Source organism: Streptomyces sp. NBC_01003 (assembly GCF_045162695.1).
Classification (GTDB): Bacteria; Actinomycetota; Actinomycetes; order Streptomycetales; family Streptomycetaceae; genus Streptomyces.
Map to the genome: position 1 here is coordinate 686,421 of NZ_CP108707.1, position 19,779 is coordinate 706,199.

The window sequence follows — 19,779 nt, forward strand, 5'->3', positions numbered from 1 at the left end:
TCAACTGCCGGGCGTCATGATTGTCCGACACGGCACGCGGGCTGCCCACGTTGTGTCAGTAGCAAAGATTGAGTTAATTGTGGTCACCACGTTCCGCCGCCATACCCTCGCGGGCCAGATGCTGGTGCTCCAGCTCGCCATCGTCGTGGTGGTGCTGCTGGCGGTCGCGGGTGTCTCGCTCGCCCAGTCCGAGGCCACCTTCCAGCGGGTAGAGGGCCGCAAGGTCGACGCGCTGGCCGAGCAACTGGGGGCCAACCCCCTGGTCCGCAGCCAGCTCATGAAGCCTTCCCCCGGCGAGGCACTGGCCCCGCTGGTGCACTCCACGCTGGCGCAGTCCGGCGTCACATCAGTGACCGTGGCCGACGCACAGGGCCGCATCGTCTCGTCCACCAACCCCACGGTGGTGGGTGAACGGCTGAGCCTGGGAGCGGGGGTTGCCAGAGGCCGCAGCTGGTCCGGCGACCTGACGCTGGACGGAAGCCGGGAGCTGGTGGCGCAGGTGCCGGTTCTGAGCGCCGCGCGGCAGACGCTCGGGCAGCAACTCGGCACCGTGATGAGCGGCGAGTCCTCCCCCACCGTGTGGCAGCGGCTCAGCGGCGCCTCGTCGTACCTGCTCGCCTACCTGGGCATCGCGAGCGGGCTCGGTGTGATGGGTTCCTGGCTCCTTGCCCGACGGGTCAAACGCCAGACGTACGGCCTGGAGCCGCGCGAGATCGCCGGCCTCGCCGAGCACCGCGAGGCGATGCTGCACGGGATCGCGGAGGGCGTCGTCGCACTGGACCCGCAACTCCGTCTCACGCTGGTCAACGACGTGGGCCGGCACCTCCTCGACCTGCCCGAGGACTGCGTGGGGCAGAGCATCGACGACCTGGGTTTCGAGGGGCGGCTGCGGGACGTCCTCGTAGGGGCCCGGCACGACGCGGCCGACCGGCACGACCAGGTGGTGATCCGCCGCGGACGCCTCCTGGTCATGAACCGGATGACCGTCATGAAGGACGGCCGCCTGCTCGGTTCGGTCACGACCCTGCGCGATCGCACCGAACTGGCCGAACTGGAACGGGAGATCGGCTCCTTCCGCAGCTCCTCCGAGCTGCTGCGCGCGCAGGCCCACGAGTTCGCGAACCAGCTCCACACCATCTCCGGTCTGATCCAGATCGGGGAGCAGGACGAAGTGGTCCGCTACATCCGCGCCCTCAACCAGCGCCGCCAATCGCTCGATGTGACACTCGCCCGGCGCGTGCGCGACACCGCGATCGCCGCGTTGCTGATGGCGAAGTCCTCCCTCGCTGCCGAACGCAGGGTCAGCCTGCGGATCTCCGCCGGGACCGCACTCGGCCGGCTGGCACCGGAGGACGCGGCCGATCTGGCCACCGTGATCGGCAACCTCGTCGACAACGCGGTGGACGCCGCCGCTTCCGATGACGACACCGGCGACGCGTGGGTCGAGGTGGAGCTGCGGCAGGACGCGTCCAGCGTGGAGGTCGTGGTCCGGGACTCCGGCCCCGGCCTGCCGCCCGAAGTCGCTCGGGAGGTCTTCGCGCACGGCTTCACCACCAAGGCCGCCCAGGAGGGCGAGCGCGGGATCGGCCTGGCCCTCACCAAGCTCGTCTGCGAGCGCCACAGCGGCGAGATATCGGTGGCCAACACCGCCGACGGCGCCATGTTCACCGCCCACATGCCCCTCGGCCACCCGGCCGATGTGGCGCCCGAAGGAGTCCCCGGATGACCGCCCCGCACGACACGACCGCAGGAGACGACTCGATCGACGTGCTCGTCGTGGACGACGACTTCATGGTGGCCCGGGTGCACCGCACCTTCGTCGAGCGCGTCGTGCCGTTCCGCGTCATCGGCACGGCTCACACCGGGCAACAGGCGATCGACGCCGTCGAGGAACTGCGCCCCGACCTCGTCCTGCTCGACCTGTACCTGCCGGACCTCTTCGGCCTCGATCTCATCCCCCGGCTGCGCTCAGCCGGCCACGACTGCGACATCATGGTCATCAGTGCCGCCCAGGAAGCGGAGACGGTGCGCCGCGCGGTCCACCGCGGCGTGGTCGACTACCTGCTCAAGCCCTTCGACTTCGAGGACCTGCTCCCCCGGCTCGAGCGGTACGCCGCCCGACGCCGCCGGCTGCTCTCCGCGGTCGTTCGGGGCCAGGCCGACGTGGACCGCGTGCTGGGCGGAACGGCCCTGGCCGCTCCGGGCGGTGGCCTCCCCAAGGGCATGAGCGTCGAGACCGCCGCGGTGGTCGAGCGCGCCCTGCGCGAGGCCGACAGTTCTCTGTCCGCCACCGAATGCGCCGCCCTGACCGGCATCTCCCGCGTCAGCGCCCGCCGTTACCTCGAGTACTTCCACGGCTCCGGCAGCGCCGGCGTGTCACTGCGCTACGGCGTCGCCGGCCGACCGGAGCGCCGCTACGACTGGCAGGGGTGACGTCGGGGCGGTGACCGTGCTGTCGGCGGCAGCCAAAGGGGGCGTCCCGCAGACCGTGCTGCGGAACGCCCCCTCCTGAGGCGGGTCATCGCTGCCCGCGGGCTGGGAGTCCCGCGGGCAGGTTCAGGTCACGTCAGCGGTGGCCGCCGCCGTGCCCGCGGCCGTCGCCGTGGTGGCCGCGGTCGTTGCGGTCGCCGCCCCAGGAAAGGGTGTCGACCCTCCAGTTGCGGTGGTCGCGCAGGGTGGCGGTGTCGGAGCGGTTGTCCCACACGTACCTGCGACGGTCCTGGTACACGTCACGGCCGCTGTCGCGTCCGACACCGGTGTGGACGCGGACCGTCGAGCGGCCCGCCAGGCGGTAGTGATGGAAGGTGTAGGTGCGGCCGTCCCTGGCCGACAGCGTCCACCCGTCGAGGTTCACCGCGTGGCGGGACGTGTTGGTGACATCGATCCACTCCTTGTTGAGGGAGCGGTTGCTGCCGTTGTCCCAGCCCGGGGAGTTGTACTGCGCGCCGGAGATCTCGACGCGGTCGCGGTGCAGGCGGCCACCGGCGTCGGCCGACGCCGACGCGGCGAACGTTCCGACCAGCGCGCCGGCCGCGAGAGCGGCGGCAGCCGTACGGCGGGCGGCAACTGACATGAAAGCGGACATGAATGCCCCTTCACTTTGTACTGCAGACCCGTGTACCGGCGTGGTCCGCCGCAGGTCTGCTATGTGCGGGTCCCGGCCCGGTGGCCGAGAACGCACAACTTGCCAACGGATCGTCCCGAATGTGCGCAAGGCGTGAAGGCCGTTACAAGTCGTCCATATTTCTGTTGCTCTCGCATGTATCGTCCATTTATGCACTGAAGGCACCAGGTTGACGTCTCAGCCGTTACCCCGCACGACTCCGGCCCGGCTTCCGCCGCGCCTCGCGGCGGTCCGTCACCCAGAAGCGCGTAACAGCCGTACCGCTCCCCACCCGTTCGGCCCCAATTCCGGGTGGCCGGACATCACCGGGGGTCCACGAGCGGGAAGAGTCTCGTGACGACCTGCCGATCACCCACCCATTCCAGTAAGGGAACAAGACGTGCACCTGGATCTTTCGGGCCGGACCGCTCTCGTGACGGGCTCCACGCAAGGCATCGGAGCCGCGATCGCGACCGGGCTCGCACGCGCCGGCGCGCGGGTCGGAGTCAACGGACGCGACCAGGGCAGGGTGGAGGCGGCCGTCGAGCAGCTCAAAGTCGGCGTGCCGGACGGCGACTTCGTTCCGGTCGCCGCCGATGTCGGTTCCGAGGAGGGCGCTCAGCGCGCCTGGGAAACGCTGCCTGACGTGGACATCCTCATCAACAATCTCGGCATCTTCGACGCGCAGAACCCCTTGGACATCACGGACGACGAATGGCGCCGCTACTTCGAGGTGAACGTGCTGGCCGCCGTCCGGCTCACGCGGCTGTACCTGCCGCGAATGACCGAACGCGGCCGGGGGCGCGTCCAGTACATCGCGAGCGACTCCGCGGTGGTGATCCCCGCCGAGATGATTCACTACGGCATGTCGAAGACCGCCCTGCTCGCGGTCAGCCGCGGCTTCGCCAAGCACGCCGCGGGAACGGGCGTCACCGTGAACTGCGTCATCGCGGGCCCTACCCACACCGGCGGCGTCGAAGACTTCGTGTACAAACTCGTCGACCGCGACCTGCCGTGGGACGAGGCGCAGCAAGTCTTCATGCGCGAGTACCGCCCGCAGTCGCTGTTGCAGCGCCTGATCGAACCCGAGGAGATCGCCAACATGGTGGTGTACCTGAGCTCCGACCTGGCGTCCGCGACCACGGGCGGCGCGCTGCGGGTCGACGGCGGATACATCGACGCCATCCTCCCGTGAGACGCCGCCCTACCATCGTGCTCGTCGGGCCGGAAGACTCATGGGGTCGCCTCTGCGCAACACCACCAAGTAGCCGTTCTCCCAAGGAAGTTCGGCGCACAGCGGCGACTCCCTCCATTCGTCAGGCTGTTCGCGGCTTCGTCAGACGTACTTCCTCGACCCCCAGCAGGCCGAGCAGCGGAACCCTGGCGGTGCGCTGCTCGGGATCAACGACGAGCCTTGAGCTGCGGATCCGGTCCAGCAGCAGTTCGGCGAGCGGCATCACCATGTGCCGTCCCCAGCAGCGCTCAGAGGCATGCCCGAAGGGCAGATAGCCCGGCGTGGCGTCGGGGTCGAGTGTGTCCCAGCGCTCGGGCCGGAACGCGGGGGCGTCCTCCCACCGGGCCGGGTCGCGGTGAGAGAGCAGCGGGAGCAGCAGGACGTCGTCGTCATCCCGGATCCGGCTGTCGATCGCGGGGTACTCCGGGGAGGCGTTGCGGAGGATGTTCCACGAGGGCGGCAGCAGTCGCAGGGCCTCGTGGACGATGTTGCGGTTCGACGTGCTGTCGTCGAAGGGGGAGCCGAGCCACAGTGCGTTCGCGACGAGCGTCGAGACCGTGAAACACACCGGGGCGGCCGCTCGCCGGTAGACACCCATCGCGTACCTGCGGTCCTGGTAGCCGACGGCCTCGGCCGCCCGCCCCGCAAGACCGGTGAGGTGGGCGCCGAGGCGCGGCCAGCCGGGCAGCGCGGCGCCTGCGGCGATCACGGACCAGGTGAGCTTGGGCGTCAGTTCGAGGTTACGGCTCATCAATATCCGCAGACGGAGGGGGTCTTGGCCAAGGATGAGGTCCCTCAGGAAGAGGTGTCCGGTGAGAGGCCAAGGACCCGACAGGTCGACGTCCGGCGGCAAGGGGCGCTTCAGCGCCTCGCGGACGTCGTTGCCTATCGTCCGGGTGACCGACGAGGCTTCGCCTCGCGAGATCGAGCGGCCGTGCAGCGGCTTGAACGTCGGCCGCTCGGTCTCCGTCGCCCGGCGCGCGGCGAGGATCCGGTCGGCGACGTCGTATCCGGCCACTCCGACGGTGTCACTCTCGAGCCGGAAGACGTCCTGGCCCAGGTGGTCGTCGAGGAGGGCTGTCAGTCGCGGGGCGAACACGGTACGGCGCGTGCGCGGCGCGGAGGTGAGCGACACGGGGTCTCCGGTGACGGTGGGTGGCGGAGCCCCCGCTGTACGGCAGCCGGCGTCGGGCGCAATGCTCGCTGCCACCGCACAGCGGGGGCGGGTGGAGGCGTGCCGGATCAGTACCAGAGGTACCAGGCGCTCGCCTTCAGGGACTTTCGGGCCGCGGCCTTGTTGCGGATAGCGAAGAGAAGCTTCATCACTGCACCCCCTCTCAGGGCGGAAGGAAGACACGCGACGGGTGCCGGGGTGAGCCGGTGAAGATCGCATGCCGGTGGCGCGGTGAACCTTCCCTGCCGTGATCAACGGCCAATCCATCAATTCACCGAAGAGCGTTTCGCATATCCACTTTCAGACCTTTGTTTTCCCTCCGCGAACGGCGCTCTACGTGAACCGGGTGCGGCCTCGAAGGGTCGCCGAGTTCGCTTCATACCCTGGTCGCGGCGCTGCGGGTGAGACCCGGAAAGGGGACGGTGCACAGCGCAGGGCCGTGGAAGGCGACGTTCCCACCGCGGCCAGTTTGGCCGGATGGGCAGCCCTCGCCGCCGAGCAGGCAGCGCCGTGACCTGCGTGCGAAAATGGGTTCCGGGTCGTACGAAGGCATCCCGGACGGCGTTGGGGCGCCGTGAAGGGGAAGTCGCCCGGCGGCGCCGCTCCCCGTCTTGCCCATCCCGTCGACGGGCCGGGAGGCTCACCATGAGCGAACGACGTACTGCGTGGCCGGAGCTGGTCTACGAGGATCTGGCGCCGATGGTCGGCTACGTCAACCGGCTGGTGCAGGTCGGAGGCAAGTACACCCTGGACGAGCCCTTCGAGACCGGCTGGGGAAACATCGTTCTCGATGTCACTTCCCGTGGGCTCCGGACGCCGACCCATCGGCGGCAGGGAGTGACCTTCGAGGTGCACTACCGGCTCCTCGACGGTGACGTGGTCATCGAGTCCGACCGGGGCTCGGTGACGGTACCCGTGTCCAACGGGTCCCTCGCCGCCTTCTACACGTCGTTCTGCGACGCCGCTGCCGCGCTCGGTGTGCGCCCACCGCGCACGTCATTGATCTGCGAGATCCCGGGTGCCCCGCGAACCTTCGCGGACGATGAGGCCGAACGTACCTGGGACGGGGACGCGGCTCGGCTGATGTGGACGGCGTTCAACCTCGCGGCCGGCGGGCTCGAGACGTGGCAGGCGCCCTTCGAGGGGCATCGCCCGCGGGTCGGTGTGATGTGGGGCGGTTTCGATCTGTCCGCCACGCGTTACCGGGCGCATCGAGCCACCCCGGAGGCTGGCACTCCGGCATTCATGCAGAACGCCGCGCGCGACGAGTACGTGTCGGTCGGATTCACCTTCGGGGACGCCAAGTCGCCCAACGCCGCTATGTACGCGTACATCTGGCCCCAGCCGGAGGGTCTCGAAGGCCGGTCCTGGGGTGTCGACGGCGCGGCCTGGAATCCCGATGCGGGTCTGGCCCTGCTGCCATGGACCACGCTCAGGGAGATGGCCGATCCGCACCAGTCCATCGTGGCCTTCGGCGACTCCGTCTACGACGCGGCCGTGGAAACGGCGGGCTGGCCGGCCGACCTGGTCGGACCCCGCTGCGACGGCTGGCGCATGAGCACGACACCACCAGCAGCCGACCGCGGCCGGGACCACTGAACCAGAGGTCACCAGACGGCTTCGGCGCCAGACGGTCGTAGTGCGAGACGGTCGCAGTACCGGATGACCCTCAACGCCGGGCGTGGCGAATCTTCAACCGGCCGAACCCCATGGTCCCAGAGATCCGAATCCTCGGCCCGCCCCTGCCGGAGCTCCGCGGCGCCTTGTAGCGCAGGTCCTTCCACCCGGTGTGCAGACCCTCGACGTCGACGATCGCGTCGCGAGGAACCGTGATCCTGGCCCTGCCGGTGCCGACTTGAAGCTCGATGTCGACTGCCGGATGCTCGAAGACCGCCCGGGACAGGTCCAGGCGCACGCTTCCGAACGCGGACTCGACCCTGAGATTCCGAGGGACCCGCCATGCTCCGCGCCGCTGGATCCGTCCGCCCAGGGCGCCGATCGTGGACGAGGTGCCCGCATCCTCCTCCGGGAGCGAGGCAAGAGCCGGCCCGAGGTCGCTGTGCGTCTTGGCGGTGAGCACCTGTTGCAGCCGCTCGTCCATCTCCTCATGCGAGAGGTGACCCTCGGCGTACGCCTCCTGCACACGTTGCACAGCTGTGTTGCGGTCGTCTTCGCTGATCGGGCGTGCCGGGTTTTCCTGCGGGAGATTCACCGTTTCACTCTAGTGTCGGGAATTCCGCTGCCGCCGAGGAATCCACTCGGCCAGGGCCTGGCCCCGGGAAATCGGTCTGCGCCCTTCCCTGCTGAGCAGCCGGAGCGCGACTAGTGTGCACCTCTGACAAAACGTCACGAAAGGAATCCCTCATGGCCTCTCTACTCAACCCGTACATCAGCTTTGCCGGTGATGCCAAACAAGCCATGGAGTTCTACAAGAGCGTTTTCGGCGGCGAACTGTCGGTGAACACGTACAGCTCATTCGGCTCCGAGACGCCTCCCGGGTACGCCGACAAGGTCATGCACGGCATGCTCGAGGCTCCGAACGGCTTCACGCTCATGGGCGCGGACAACCCTCCGGGCATGGAGCTCAAGCAGGGCAACAACTTCTCCGTGAGTCTGAGCGGCGACGACGCCGACGAGCTCCGCGGCTACTGGGAGAAGTTGTCCGCCGGCGGCAACGTGGCGGTCCCGCTGGAGAAGCAGATGTGGGGCGACGTGTTCGGCATGTGCAACGACAAGTTCGGCATCACCTGGATGGTGAACATCAGCGAGGCCGGCGCCTGACCAGCCACAGATGCCGGGCGATTCGCGGGCGAGAGGTGTGCGTCAGCTGCCCCTACGCATCAGCAGACGCCCCTGGCGGAACCGTTCACCCTCGCGTGGCTCGCGCAGCATCCGGCCCACCTCGGTGAACCCGGCCTTGGCGGCCATCTTCGCCAGGTCGTCGATCGGCCACCGATAAGCCGTCACCACCTTGTGGTCGAACTCCGTGACCGGATCGTCCCCGGACTCGAAGAAGGCGAGCAAGAGGTGGCCGCCGGGCGTGAGAACACGGCGGAACTCGTCGAAGTACGAGGGCACGTCCTGCGGTGGGGTGTGGATGACCGAGTACCAGGACACGATGCCGTTCAGCGAGCCGTCGGCCAGGCTCAGGGCGTCCATGGAGCCGACCTCGAACCGCAGGTCCGGGTAGGTCTCGCGGGCCAGATCGATCATCGCCGGCGACAGGTCGATGCCGAAGACATCGAGGCCGAGGTTCCGCAGGTGCGCGGTCACACGGCCCGGGCCGCAGCCCAGCTCGGCCACGGGCCCGCCGTCGTTCGTCTCCACGAGTTCGGCGAACGCGGCGAGCACCGCGCGGTCCAGCGGCTGTGTGTCCAGCTCGTTGCGGACGAGTTCGGCGTAGAGGACGGCCACGGCGTCGTAGGCGTCCGCTGTCGCATTGTGGTGGGCGGGAGTCTCAGTCACAAGCGACGACACTAGAGCCTCGCGCCGACAAGTGCCCCGCCGGTGGGCCTCCCCCCTCTCAGGGACCCCATGAGTGGGTCAACTCCCTTGATCTGCTGGCAGTTTGATGCAGCCGAACCCCGAGGCCGCCGCCGCACACACATCGGTCACCGGCCCCCGCTCAGCCCCTTTCGGTGCGCACGCCGCGTCAGTGGGCGGTCGATCGCTTCGACCAGCCAGTCCAGCTCTGCCTGGTCCCCGAGGACGGGATTCGAGAGCTTTCCGACGCCGTCGATGGTGATCTCGACGACGTCGCCGCCCCGGAGGGTGAAGTCGAGTCCCGGCACGATGCCGGTGCCGGTGGACAGCACCGCGCCGTCGGGGAACGGCTGGGAGTGCCAGAGATGGTCCACCAGCCCTTGCGGCGGACGGTGGAAGGAGGCCGTGGTGGTCGTCGCTTCGTAGGCGACGGACCCGCCCCGCCGCACCACGAGGGCGATCTTCAGGGCGGTCGCGTCCTCGATCTCCCAGAAGGGCGCTATGCCTGCGGACACCGCCGCGCTTCCGGCGTAGATCTTGGCCTGGGGCAGATAGAGGGGGTTCTCGCCCTCGATCGAACGGGAGCTGACGTCGTCCACGATCACGTAACCGACCGTCTCGCCATGCCGGTTGAGCACGAGGCCGAGTTCGGGCTCGGGGACGTCGAGGTCTGAGTCCTCCCGTACGGCGATCGGCTCGTCGTCGGTCACGACGCGCCAGGGCTGGGACTTGAAGAACAGCTCCGGACGCTCGGCGTCGTAGATCCGCTCGTACACCGACTGCTCGGTGCTCTCCGCTACCCGGGCGTCCCGGGAACGCTCGTAAGTGACGCCGGCGGCCCACAGCTCCATCAGGCCGTCGAGCGGCGGGAGCAGCAGGACGTCGCCCACCGGAAAGCCGGGCCCGGTGGAGGCAGCGGTGGCCTCCGTCAGCGTGCGCAGTTCCGCTGCCGGAAGTCGCAGCAGGTCGGCGACGCGCGGGGCGCCTTCGAAAGCGCGGATGGTTCCGGTCCCGTCGCTGACTCCGGTGTGTACGGTTCCGGTGTCGTCAGCGAAGCGCACGATGCGCGTCATTTTCGTTCCCCTCCACGGGAGTTCGGGTGGTCTGACCCACCCAGTGGAAACCGGTGGCCACGACGGCCCCGGCGGCGGCGATCGCCGCGATGACATAGAGGCCGCCGGCCCCCGAACCGGTACCCGACTCAACGGCACCCATCACATACGGGCCGACGAAACCGCCGAGGTTGCCGAAGCCGGAGATCAGCGGGATGGTGCCGGCGATCTGGATGCCGGCGAGGATCGTGGGCGGCACCGTCCAGAACACCGGCTGCGCGCCCAGGAAGCCGAAGGCGGCGACACACAGGGCGGCGACCGCGGGCACCGGCGGCAGGAGCACGCCGCCGAGCAGTCCGGCGACGGTCAGTACGAGGGCGAGCCGCAGGGGCCCGCGCCGGTCGCCGGTGCGGTCGGAGTACCAGGGCAGGATCACCACGCCGAGCAGGGCGAACACCCAGGGCAGAGCGGACACGAAGCCGATGCCGACATCGCCGAGACCGTCGATGCGGCCGACCAACGCCGGCAGCCAGAAGGTGACCCCGTACACGCTGATCTGGATCGCGAAGTAGACGAACATCAGCCGGAGCACCCGGCTGTCGCCGATGATGGCGCGGGCGCGCTGCGGTGAGCGCATGCTCGGGTCCGGGCGGTCCGCGGCGATGCGGTCGGTGAGGAGCACCTTCTCCTCGCTCGTCAGCCAACTCGCCTGTTCCGGGCGGTCGGTGAGGAGCCAGGGGACGGCGACTGCCAGCAGGACGGTGGGCGCGCCCTCCAGGAGGAACATCCACTTCCAGCCGTCGAGCCCGGCCAGGCCGTGAAGCCCGATGAGATAGCCGCCGAGGGGGTTGCCGATGATGCTGGAGATGGCGACGGCGGACTGGAACATCCCGGTCGCCTTGCCGCGGTCGGCGGCCGGGAACCAGTACGTGATGTAGAGGATCACGCCGGGGAAGAAGCCGGCTTCGGCGGCACCGAGCAGGAAGCGCAACGCGTAGAAGCTGGTGGGGCTGTTGACGAGTGCCATCGCGCAGGACAGCAGGCCCCATACGAACATGAGGCCGGCCAGCCAGCGGCGGGCGCCGATCCGGTGCAGAGCGAGGTTGGACGGGACTCCCAGCACGGCGTATCCGACGAAGAAGACGCCGGCGCCGAGGCCGTAGGCGGCGGCGTCGATACCCACGTCCGCCTCGAGGTGGGGTTTCACGAGCGCGACGTTCGTGCGGTCCAGAAAGCTCAGTACGAACATCAAGAAGAGTGGGGGGAGCAAGCGCCGGGACACCTTCCGGCGCACGTTCTCCACGGTGGACACCGTGTTCATCGGACCTCCCTGCGGTCCACGCTGACTCGCGTAGGGGTTGCGGCTGTCTGTCAGATGTCTGGCCCGGGGGCGCCGTAGACATCTGACCACTGGACCGTAGCGATGGCCCAACTGACGGGCAATACCTGGGAACTAACGAGATGATCTGAGCGAAACATCTGGCGAGCGCGGCAGACATCTGACATCTTGGCCATCAATCCGCCGGAACACACAGGAGTGACCGCCGATGAATGCTCGTATCGTCGATGTGGAAACGATCGACGTCCGCTTTCCCACGTCCAAGGATCTCGACGGCTCCGACGCGATGAACGACTCGCCGGACTACTCGGCGGCGTATGTGGTGCTGCGCGTGGCTGGCGGCGACAAGGCCACGGACGTGTCCGACGGGCACGGCTTCACCTTCACCATCGGCCGCGGCAACGACCTCGCAGTCCAGGCCGCACGGGCGATCGGCGAGCGGGCCGTGGGCATGTCCGTCGCCGAGGTCGTCAGCGACCTGGGCGGCTTCTCCCGCCATCTGCTCGGCGACAGTCAGCTGCGCTGGCTGGGCCCCGACAAGGGGGCGATCCATCTCGGCACGGCCGCGGTCGTCAACGCCGCCTGGGATCTGGCCGCCAAGCTGGCGGGCAAGCCGGTGTGGAAGCTGCTCTCGGACTTCTCACCGCAGCAGTTGGTGGATCTGGTGGACTGGCGCTACCTCAAGGACGCGCTGACTCCGCAGGCCGCCCTCGAACTCCTCGAGTCCCGAGTGCCGGGCCGCGCCGAACGGGAGGCGTACGTGCGCCGGCACGGCTACCCCGCGTACACCACCAGCGCAGGCTGGCTCGGTTACGACGACGCCAAGCTCGCCCGGCTGTGCAAGGAGGCCGTCGCGCATGGCTGGGACGCGGTCAAGCTCAAGGTCGGCGCCGACCTCAAGGACGACATACGCCGCTGCCGCATCGCCCGCGAGATCATCGGCCCCGACCGCAGGCTGATGATCGACGCCAACCAGACCCTCGGTGTGGACGAGGCGATCGCCTGGGCGGACGCGCTCGCGGAGTTCGACATCTGGTGGTTCGAGGAGCCGACGAGCCCGGACGACATCCTGGGCCACGCCGCCATCGCGCAGCGCATCGCGCCGATCCACGTGGCCACGGGTGAACACGCCCACAACGCCGTGATGTTCAAGCAGTTCCTGCAGAGCAAGGCGATCGGCATCTGCCAGATCGACGCCTGCCGGCTCGGCGGCGTGAACGAGGCGGTCGCCGCCCTGCTGCTCGCCGCCGCGCACGATGTGCCGGTCTGCCCGCACGCGGGCGGCGTCGGCCTGTGCGAGCTGGTGCAGCACCTGTCGATCTTCGACTACGTGGCGGTCAGCGGCTCGATGGAAGACCGCGTCGTGGAGTACGTGGACCACCTCCACGAGCACTTCCACGACCCGGTGCGCATCCGCGGCTCGCGCTACCTGGTGCCCGAGGCTCCGGGCTACAGCGCGCAGATCCGCCGCGAGACGCTGGAGACCTACCGCTACCCCACCGGCCCGGTCTGGGGCGAGGCCGACCGGATGGGATCCTGACCTCATGTCAACGAAGAGGGATGCGGACGGCTTCGGCGAGAGCGGGCACAGTGTCGTCGACGTGGCGATCAGCCGGCTCAAGAAGCGCATCGAATCGGGCGAGTTCGCGCCGGGGCAGCGGCTTCCCCCGGAGACCGCGCTCGCGAACGAGCTGCAGCTGTCCCGCCCCTCTCTCCGCGAAGCCGTACGCGCGCTCGCCATGGCCGGAGTCCTCGATGTGCGGCGCGGTGACGGCACGTTCGTCACGGATCTGCGGCCGGACCGGCTGGTGCGCGCCATCGGCAGCTTCCTGGACCTCGCCAACGACACCGGGCTCGACGAGATGCTGGAGTGCCGCAAGGTCATCGAGCCGGGCGCCACCGCGCTCGCGGCCACCCGGATCGACGCGGCCACCCTCGATGGTCTCCAGCAGCGGATCGAGCGCATGCGCACGCTGAACGACCCGGAGGAGCTGGTCCGCGAAGACCTCGCGTTCCACGCCGACATCGTCGCCGCGACGGGCAACCGCACCCTCGAGTCGCTGCTCTCCTCGGTCACCCAGCAGACGGCCAGGGCCCGTATCTGGCGGGCCCTGATCAAGTCCGACGTACTCGCCTGGACCCACGAGCAGCACATGGACATCTACCGCGCGCTGCGCGACCACGACAGCCTCGCCGCCTTCACCGCGGCCAGCCGGCACGTCAGCGACGTGGATGCCTGGGTGCGTGACCGCCTGGACGCGGTGCGGGAGCGCTCCTGAGGGAGGGGGACCCCGCCACTGTTCGTGTCACGCGCGCCCCAGGACGACGAGCGCGACCAGCAGCACCGTCACGGCGGCGCTCATGCCCTGGGCGACGACCGCGGTGAGCGGGAAGTTCCGTTCGGCGGTGGCATGGCCCTGCGAGTGTCTCCCCCGGCTGGGCAGCCCGCGGAAGAGCATCATGAAGCCGAAGGCGGCGACGGTCGGAACGACGGCACAAGCGGCCCACGCGGAGCCGTGCGCGTTGCCGAGGAGGTACGCGGTCCAGGCGGCAAGTCCGGCGACGGCCAGGGCGATGTGGCCGAGGACGAGCCACAGCGGCAGCCGCGTCACGCCCGGCGTGCGCAGTTGCAGCCCGCCGTGGCGGATCCACACCATGGCCAGAGATCCGCCCAGGCTCGCGGTGACCAGCCGGACACACAGCACGGCGACGCGCATACGCTCCCCCTCGGCATCCGTCGTCCTTTGACCCAGCACAGCGCACCGCCGGGACGACCGTTCAGACGTCCATTCATCAATTCACTCGCAGGAATGAACAACGGCCCCATCTCCCCCGTCGAATCAATGTGGTTGGCTGCGTTGTATGGGTCTCAGGCGATCGTTCCGCAGTCCGACAAGGGGTGGGTCATGAGCGACCGCCGCGCGCGCTCGGAATCGCAGTCCGGCCGGGCCCCGACACCCATGGCGGTGCCCCCGTTCGACCCCGAACTGAGCCTCGCACTCGCCGACTTGGACAAGGAGTCGAGGGAGCCGCTCACACCGGAGAATCTTGCGGCCCGGCAGAAGCGGGATGTCACGGCCCGGCGCAGGCCGACCGTCGGGGATCTTCGCGCGGACGGCCGTTTCGAGGTGACGGAGTTACGCGTACCGGGACCGCCCGGCGGGCCGGAGGTCACGCTCGTGACCGCCCGGCCGTCCGGGCTCGTCGGACCGCTGCCGCTGCTCTACTACATGCACGGCGGCGCGATGGTCATGGGCAACGCATGGTCCGTGCTTCCCCGGATTCTTCGCGAGTGGGCGCTTCCGCTGGACATGGCCGTGATCTCGGTCGAGTACCGGTTGGCGCCGCGGGCACAGTACCCGCAGCCGCTGGAGGACTGCTGCGCCGGGCTTGCCTGGGCGGCCGAGCACGCGGCCGAACTGGGCGTCGACCCTGAGCGCATCATCATCGGAGGCAAGAGCGCCGGCGGCGGGCTCGCCGCGGCCCTCGCCCTGCTGGCCCGCGATCGCGGCGGTCCGGAGCCGCTGGGGCAACTGCTGCTGTGCCCCATGCTCGACGACCGCGGCAGCACCTTCTCCAGTCAGCAGATGTCGGGCCTCGGGCTTTGGGACCTCACCTCGAACGCCACCGCGTGGCAGGCACTGCTCGGTGACCTCTCCGGTGCTGAGGACCTGCCTCCGTACGCGGCCCCCTCCCGTGCCACGGACCTGTCACAACTCCCCCCGGCGTATCTCGACGTCGGGTCGGCGGAGATGTTCCGGGACGAGGGTGTGGCGTACGCGAACGCGATCTGGCAGGCCGGCGGCCAGGCTGAACTGCACGTATGGCCCGGCGCCTACCACGGCTTCGACAGCCTGGCGCCTAAGGCGGCCGTGAGCCGGGACGCACGCGACGCACGCACCCGATGGCTCCAGCGCCTGCTCGCCGACCGCCGTACTTGAGCTTGCGCTTGCGCTTGCGACTGCGCACCGGCGTCGGGGGAACAAGTCTGCGACCTTAGAGAGTTGGTATGCCACGGCTCGACCACTATCCAGCGAATGGAACGGAATGTTCCGTTCGGAACGATATCTTCATGGCATGTCAATGCACGGTTTTTTCGGGACCTGGGCCGGATCCACCACGCGGCGAAGGTGCCGAGGCGGCCCGCCACGGGACCTGGTGCACGGAACGGGGGTTGAGGCTCCGTGTCTCTGATGTCCCCGGCGCTCGCCGACCCGAACACCCGCACCCGATCCGCTCTCGTATCCCGCCACGAGTGGGAGGGATACCGCTGTGAGTCGCGGCTGGTCCGGGCGGCCGCGCCGCGTATCGCACCGCTGGTGCTGGTCGGCGGCGCGTTCCAGACCAAGGAGAGTTGGGGCCGTCTGGAGCGTGAACTGCTCGCGCACGTCGACGTGTTCACCGTCGACCTGCCGGGATGGGGTGCCGGGAACGTCCTGCCCGACCGTCATGGTGCGGACTTCCTAGCGGACGCCCTGGGGCACATGCTCGACGAGTCGGGGCTGACCTCCGTCAATCTCGTGGGCGGCTCCTACGGCACGGCGATTGTCTACCGCCTCGCGCAGCGGCGGCCGGAACTGGTCGAGAGGATGGTGCTGGTGGGCACCATGACGTCGATTCCCGGGCACGCCCAGGTAGCCATGCGCCGGACTCTGGACCTGCTCGTGGAGCGACGTATGGAGGAGTTCGCCGAGGAGACGGTCGCGTTCATGGTCAACGCAGACCAGATCGACTCCGTCACCGCAGGCTCCCGGGTTCGCCGCTTCCTGATGCGCCGGATGCTCAACCTGAGCGAGGAGGACGTCGCGAAGCACCTCGCCAACACGATGCGTCTGCTCAGGCACGAGATGCTCGACACGAGCCGGCCTCCGGCCATGCCGGTGCTGGTCGCCACCGGGGAGCACGACACGTTCACCACTCCGGACCTGTGCCGACATCTCGCCGCCACGTGCTCCGACAGCTGGTTCACGCAGGTCGCGGACGCCGACCACATGCTTCCGCTGGAGCGACCGGTCGAACTCGCCGATCTGATCACACACTTCCTGGCGGGCGAGGCGTTGGAACAGCTCGCGTACTGCCGCGAAGTCGAGCGGACTTCCGCGCCCTGCCCAGCACGGTGAGAACGCCCGGCGGCGTCCCGGGCGCTACTTGATCATGTGACTCCCGGTCCGCGTGCTCGTTGGTGGCGTATGGAAGAACGCGAGTCGCGGCAGCCCGACGACCTGGCAGGAACACCGGGCTGCGCGACTCCGGTCGAAAGGGGACCCGCACTCGATGCGCATCCAAGTCATCACGGTGGGTTCGACCGGTTCGGTCGCCCCGTACACCGGCCTCGCACATCGGCTGTTGGCCGACGGGCACACCGTCGAGATCGTCACTCACGCCAAGTTCGCCCCGATGGTTGCTTGTTGCGGACTTCGCATGGAGCCGCTCGAAGCCGACCCCTTTGAGGCGCTGATCGGCGCCCACAGGCGCGCCAACGGCGGCGCCAAAGGTGCAGCGCATCCGTCGGGCACTCCCCGCTCGCTTCAGCTCCAGGCGCTCAAGTCGCTACGGTCGCTCGTCCGGTCGACCGAACAGGCCATGCTCTCGCTGGTGGACGCCATCCTCGCCGCAGTGGATCCGAAGGCCGACCTCATCCTGCTGTCGACCATCGCGGCCCCGATCGGCGCGGCCATCGGGCGCTACCACGGCATTCCCACCATGGGTGTCTTCCTTCAACCCGACGTACCCACAGCCGAGTTCGCCCCGTGCACGATGGCCTGGCACGGCCCAGGCCGCACCAACCGCCTGCGGGGCCACGCCGCGAACGCCCTCGTCGACACCCTGTACCGCACGGCCAATCGCGCCGTTCACACCCGCCTGGGTGTCGGCCACCGCAGCGCCCATCGCCTGCGCGGCGTCCGCGAGCGCAACCAGTGGCCGATCTGGCACGGCTACAGCCCTTGGGTCGTTCCACGCCCGGCGGACTGGCGGCAAGGACTGCACGTGGCCGGCTACTGGTGGCCGCACGAGTGCCCGAACTGGCAACCACCCACCCTGGTAAGGGACTTCCTGGCCGCAGGACCACCCCCGGTACTCATCGGTTTCGGAAGCATGATGCCCGGTGACCCCGAGGAGCTCGGCCAGATCGCAGCGCAGGCTCTTCGGCGCGCAGGGCTGCGTGGGGTCGTCCAGTCGGGCTGGGCCGGTCTCTCGGTGGTCGACGACGACGTCATCACTGTCGGCGAGATCCCGCACAGCTGGCTGATGCCGCAGACGGCCGCGGTGGTCCACCACGCGGGCGCGGGCACCACCGCGGCCGGTCTTCGGGCGGGGGTTCCGGCAGTGCCTGTCCCGGTCATGACCGACCAGCCCTGGTGGGCCGCCCGACTCGTCCAGCTCGGGGTGAGTGCGGAAGCACTCCCCTGCACCGAACTGACCGCCGCACGGCTGGCCTACGCACTCACCCGCGCGACCCAGGACTGTGCGCTGTCGCGGAACGCCGCGGCAGCGGCCGTACGACTGGCGCACGAGGACGGAGCGGGGGCCGTCGCCCGCGCGGTCGCCGCGCTCGGCTGATCCGGGTCATCCGTGCGAGCGCCGGCCCGGCGCTCGCCGGACGCACCGAACGGAGCAGGCCACCGCCAACATCAGCATGAGGATTCCCTATGTCGCAACAAGCCCCGCCACCACACCTCGCCACGCCGTTGGCATCACCCGAACACGACACCTCGCACCCCGGCACCCCGATGCCACCGCTGGACGCCTGGATGCACCGCCAGCAGAGCAGCGGCGGCTCCAACATGACGGCGGCGCTGCTCGCCTGGTTCGAGGGCCCTCCCCCCACACTGTCAGCCCTTCGCCGCCTGGCCGGTGACCGGCTTGCGCGCTACGAGCGGCTACGGCAGATGCCGAGCGCACCCGAGACCGATCCCACGTGCGACACCTGGCCGCTGTGGTCGACCGGCGGGCCTTTCGAGGCCGATCACCACATCGCCGAGAGCCGCGACGTCACCACGGCCGGGCTCGAAGCGCACATCGCAGCCCTGTTCACCACACCACTCGACCCACTCCGCCCGCCATGGCAGCTGCACCTCATCCCCACCACGGGCGGCTTCGTCCTCCTGTTCCGCGCCCATCACGCACTGCTCGACGGCAGGTCGATCGCCACGTTGCTCCGCGCCCTGTTCGACGAAACCGGCGCCCTGAGCCCTCCGCGAGCCGGCGGCCCGGCGACAGCGGACGCACCCTCCCGCGTCCGTCAACTAGCTTGGAATTTAGGCGACTTGATCCCCAAGGCATCTCCACTGCCCTTTCACGGTCCGGTGGACCCTCACCGCGTCCTGTCCTTCCGCCAGGTGCCGCGCAAGGAACTCGACGCCGCCCGCGCCTCATTGCGCTCCGCCGGGTCAGGCGAACGCGCCTCTACCAACGCGGTCTTCCTCTCCGCCACGGCGGGAGCGCTGCGAACGATGGGCATCACCGGTCGGCCACTGCCGAGGTTGCCCGGCATCTGCGCCCTGGTACCCGTCGACGTACGCACCGATGAGGAGTCACAACTCCTCGGCAACCATTACGCCACCGTCCGGGTGCCACTCCCCCGGCAGCGGGATGCGCGGCTGAGACTCGCCGCCGTCGACTCCTTCATCCGGCGAAGCGCCATCGGTGCCAGGGCACGCGCCCAGGCCGCCGTCGTCTCGTCACGACCACGCAAGATCACCCCTCTGACCAACGCGGCGGGCCGTTACGTCGATTCACCCCGCTACTTCTCCCTCCTCTGCAGCAGCGTGTCCACGCACGCCGGCGAACTCACCCTCGGACCGGCGCGACTCACGGCAATGGCAGGCATCCCACCGCTCGGCCCGGGCCACCCGATCGCAGTCACCGCCATCCATCACGGCAGCACGTCCGTCGTCACCGCCATCACCGACCACAACCACCGCCACCTGGGCCAAGCACTCGCTGAACGAATCCACGACGAAGTCCGCGCCCTGGCCAACTGAACGACTCCAGGAAGAGAGGGGGTCTGCCGGCGTCGGTGGAGTCGAGGTGCCGGGTGTCGGAGTACACCCCTTCGCCCGTAAGCCCGGACAGGAGAAACTCGTACGACAGTGGGTCATCGGATCGCGTCGATGTCTCGGTCGTACGTCGGCCGCAGGTCTCCTCCGAGGACGAAGTCCCTGCCCCGCGACTGCCGTTGCCGGCCCTCCTGGTGGGTCTCCTGTCGGTCATCAAGGAGCCCGGCGGGTGAGTGCCCTCATCAAGAGGAGTTCTCGGGCGGAGAAGACCTTCCTCATGGAGCAGGCCGTTGAGCAGATGTTCCGCCCACGCAGCGACCGTTCCACGTGAGACGAGGTCACTGGGCTGTGCCGCGATCGGCGTGCGCATGCGTCGATGCCGTCCCCGTGGCTC

At 69.2% G+C, this 19,779-nt stretch carries 19 protein-coding genes; 11 read left to right on the top strand and 8 right to left on the bottom strand.

Annotation, left to right across the window (positions count from 1 at the left end; genetic code table 11):
* The first annotated feature begins 79 nt into the window (after positions 1-79).
* Positions 80-1,726: an ATP-binding protein gene (locus tag OG698_RS03305; RefSeq protein ID WP_406101300.1), complete on the top strand. Its 1,647-nt coding sequence runs from the start codon at positions 80-82 to the stop codon at positions 1,724-1,726.
* On the top strand, positions 1,723-2,433 hold the full coding sequence (locus tag OG698_RS03310; RefSeq protein ID WP_406101301.1) for a response regulator: 711 nt from the start codon (positions 1,723-1,725) through the stop codon (positions 2,431-2,433). Before OG698_RS03305 ends, OG698_RS03310 begins: the two co-directional genes overlap by 4 nt.
* A 133-nt stretch (positions 2,434-2,566) precedes the next feature.
* Here the strand turns inward: OG698_RS03310 and OG698_RS03315 are convergent, their stop codons facing one another.
* Positions 2,567-3,085: a lamin tail domain-containing protein gene (locus tag OG698_RS03315; protein WP_406101302.1), complete on the bottom strand. Its 519-nt coding sequence runs from the start codon at positions 3,083-3,085 to the stop codon at positions 2,567-2,569.
* Positions 3,086-3,503: 418 nt separating this feature from the next.
* Between OG698_RS03315 and OG698_RS03320 the strand changes: the two genes are divergently transcribed.
* Entirely contained in the window at positions 3,504-4,298 is a 795-nt protein-coding gene (locus OG698_RS03320) for an SDR family NAD(P)-dependent oxidoreductase (RefSeq protein WP_406101303.1), read from the top strand.
* A 121-nt stretch (positions 4,299-4,419) separates the two neighbouring features.
* Here the strand turns inward: OG698_RS03320 and OG698_RS03325 are convergent, their stop codons facing one another.
* Both OG698_RS03325 and OG698_RS03330 read right to left on the bottom strand, forming a co-directional pair.
* Entirely contained in the window at positions 4,420-5,472 is a 1,053-nt protein-coding gene (locus OG698_RS03325; RefSeq protein ID WP_406101304.1) for a cytochrome P450, read from the bottom strand.
* A 107-nt stretch (positions 5,473-5,579) separates the two neighbouring features.
* The gene (locus OG698_RS03330) at positions 5,580-5,660 is read right to left on the bottom strand and encodes a tryptorubin family RiPP precursor (protein ID WP_227300733.1); all 81 of its coding nucleotides are present in this window, start codon (positions 5,658-5,660) and stop codon (positions 5,580-5,582) included.
* A gap of 496 nt (positions 5,661-6,156) precedes the next feature.
* Here OG698_RS03330 and OG698_RS03335 point away from each other — a divergent pair, with 496 nt between their 5' ends.
* Positions 6,157-7,110, top strand: a complete 954-nt coding sequence (locus OG698_RS03335) for a DUF5996 family protein (RefSeq protein WP_406101305.1) — start codon at positions 6,157-6,159, stop codon at positions 7,108-7,110.
* A 70-nt stretch (positions 7,111-7,180) separates the two neighbouring features.
* Here OG698_RS03335 and OG698_RS03340 read toward each other — a convergent pair whose 3' ends face one another.
* Positions 7,181-7,723, bottom strand: a complete 543-nt coding sequence (locus tag OG698_RS03340) for a DUF1707 domain-containing protein (protein WP_406101306.1) — start codon at positions 7,721-7,723, stop codon at positions 7,181-7,183.
* A 152-nt stretch (positions 7,724-7,875) separates the two neighbouring features.
* Here OG698_RS03340 and OG698_RS03345 point away from each other — a divergent pair, with 152 nt between their 5' ends.
* Positions 7,876-8,292, top strand: coding sequence for a VOC family protein (locus tag OG698_RS03345; RefSeq protein ID WP_406101307.1), 417 nt, complete (start codon positions 7,876-7,878; stop codon positions 8,290-8,292).
* A gap of 42 nt (positions 8,293-8,334) precedes the next feature.
* On the opposite strand, the gene OG698_RS03350 is transcribed toward OG698_RS03345, so the two are convergent.
* From OG698_RS03350 to OG698_RS03360, 3 genes are all read right to left on the bottom strand, one after another.
* Positions 8,335-8,976: a class I SAM-dependent methyltransferase gene (locus OG698_RS03350; protein WP_406101308.1), complete on the bottom strand. Its 642-nt coding sequence runs from the start codon at positions 8,974-8,976 to the stop codon at positions 8,335-8,337.
* Between the two features lie 146 nt (positions 8,977-9,122).
* Positions 9,123-10,067: a fumarylacetoacetate hydrolase family protein gene (locus OG698_RS03355; protein WP_406101309.1), complete on the bottom strand. Its 945-nt coding sequence runs from the start codon at positions 10,065-10,067 to the stop codon at positions 9,123-9,125.
* Positions 10,042-11,367, bottom strand: coding sequence for an MFS transporter (locus OG698_RS03360; protein ID WP_406101311.1), 1,326 nt, complete (start codon positions 11,365-11,367; stop codon positions 10,042-10,044). The genes OG698_RS03355 and OG698_RS03360 overlap by 26 nt, the downstream gene beginning before the upstream one ends.
* A 226-nt stretch (positions 11,368-11,593) precedes the next feature.
* Between OG698_RS03360 and OG698_RS03365 the strand changes: the two genes are divergently transcribed.
* Positions 11,594-12,925 carry an enolase C-terminal domain-like protein gene (locus tag OG698_RS03365; protein WP_406101312.1) on the top strand — a complete coding sequence of 444 codons (1,332 nt, stop codon included), beginning with the start codon at positions 11,594-11,596 and terminating at the stop codon, positions 12,923-12,925.
* A 4-nt stretch (positions 12,926-12,929) separates the two neighbouring features.
* Positions 12,930-13,664, top strand: coding sequence for a FadR/GntR family transcriptional regulator (locus OG698_RS03370; protein ID WP_406101314.1), 735 nt, complete (start codon positions 12,930-12,932; stop codon positions 13,662-13,664).
* 27 nt (positions 13,665-13,691) lie between these two features.
* Here OG698_RS03370 and OG698_RS03375 read toward each other — a convergent pair whose 3' ends face one another.
* Positions 13,692-14,102 (bottom strand): hypothetical protein, encoded by a 411-nt coding sequence (locus OG698_RS03375; RefSeq protein ID WP_406101315.1) that lies wholly within the window; start codon positions 14,100-14,102, stop codon positions 13,692-13,694.
* A 189-nt stretch (positions 14,103-14,291) separates the two neighbouring features.
* On the opposite strand from OG698_RS03375, the gene OG698_RS03380 reads away from it, so the two are divergent.
* From OG698_RS03380 to OG698_RS03395, 4 genes are all read left to right on the top strand, one after another.
* Entirely contained in the window at positions 14,292-15,326 is a 1,035-nt protein-coding gene (locus tag OG698_RS03380; protein WP_406101317.1) for an alpha/beta hydrolase, read from the top strand.
* Between the two features lie 252 nt (positions 15,327-15,578).
* Entirely contained in the window at positions 15,579-16,505 is a 927-nt protein-coding gene (locus OG698_RS03385; protein WP_406110815.1) for an alpha/beta fold hydrolase, read from the top strand.
* 154 nt (positions 16,506-16,659) lie between these two features.
* Positions 16,660-17,946, top strand: a complete 1,287-nt coding sequence (locus OG698_RS03390) for a glycosyltransferase (protein ID WP_406101318.1) — start codon at positions 16,660-16,662, stop codon at positions 17,944-17,946.
* A gap of 89 nt (positions 17,947-18,035) precedes the next feature.
* Positions 18,036-19,370, top strand: a complete 1,335-nt coding sequence (locus OG698_RS03395; RefSeq protein ID WP_406101319.1) for a wax ester/triacylglycerol synthase domain-containing protein — start codon at positions 18,036-18,038, stop codon at positions 19,368-19,370.
* Positions 19,371-19,779 lie beyond the last annotated feature (409 nt).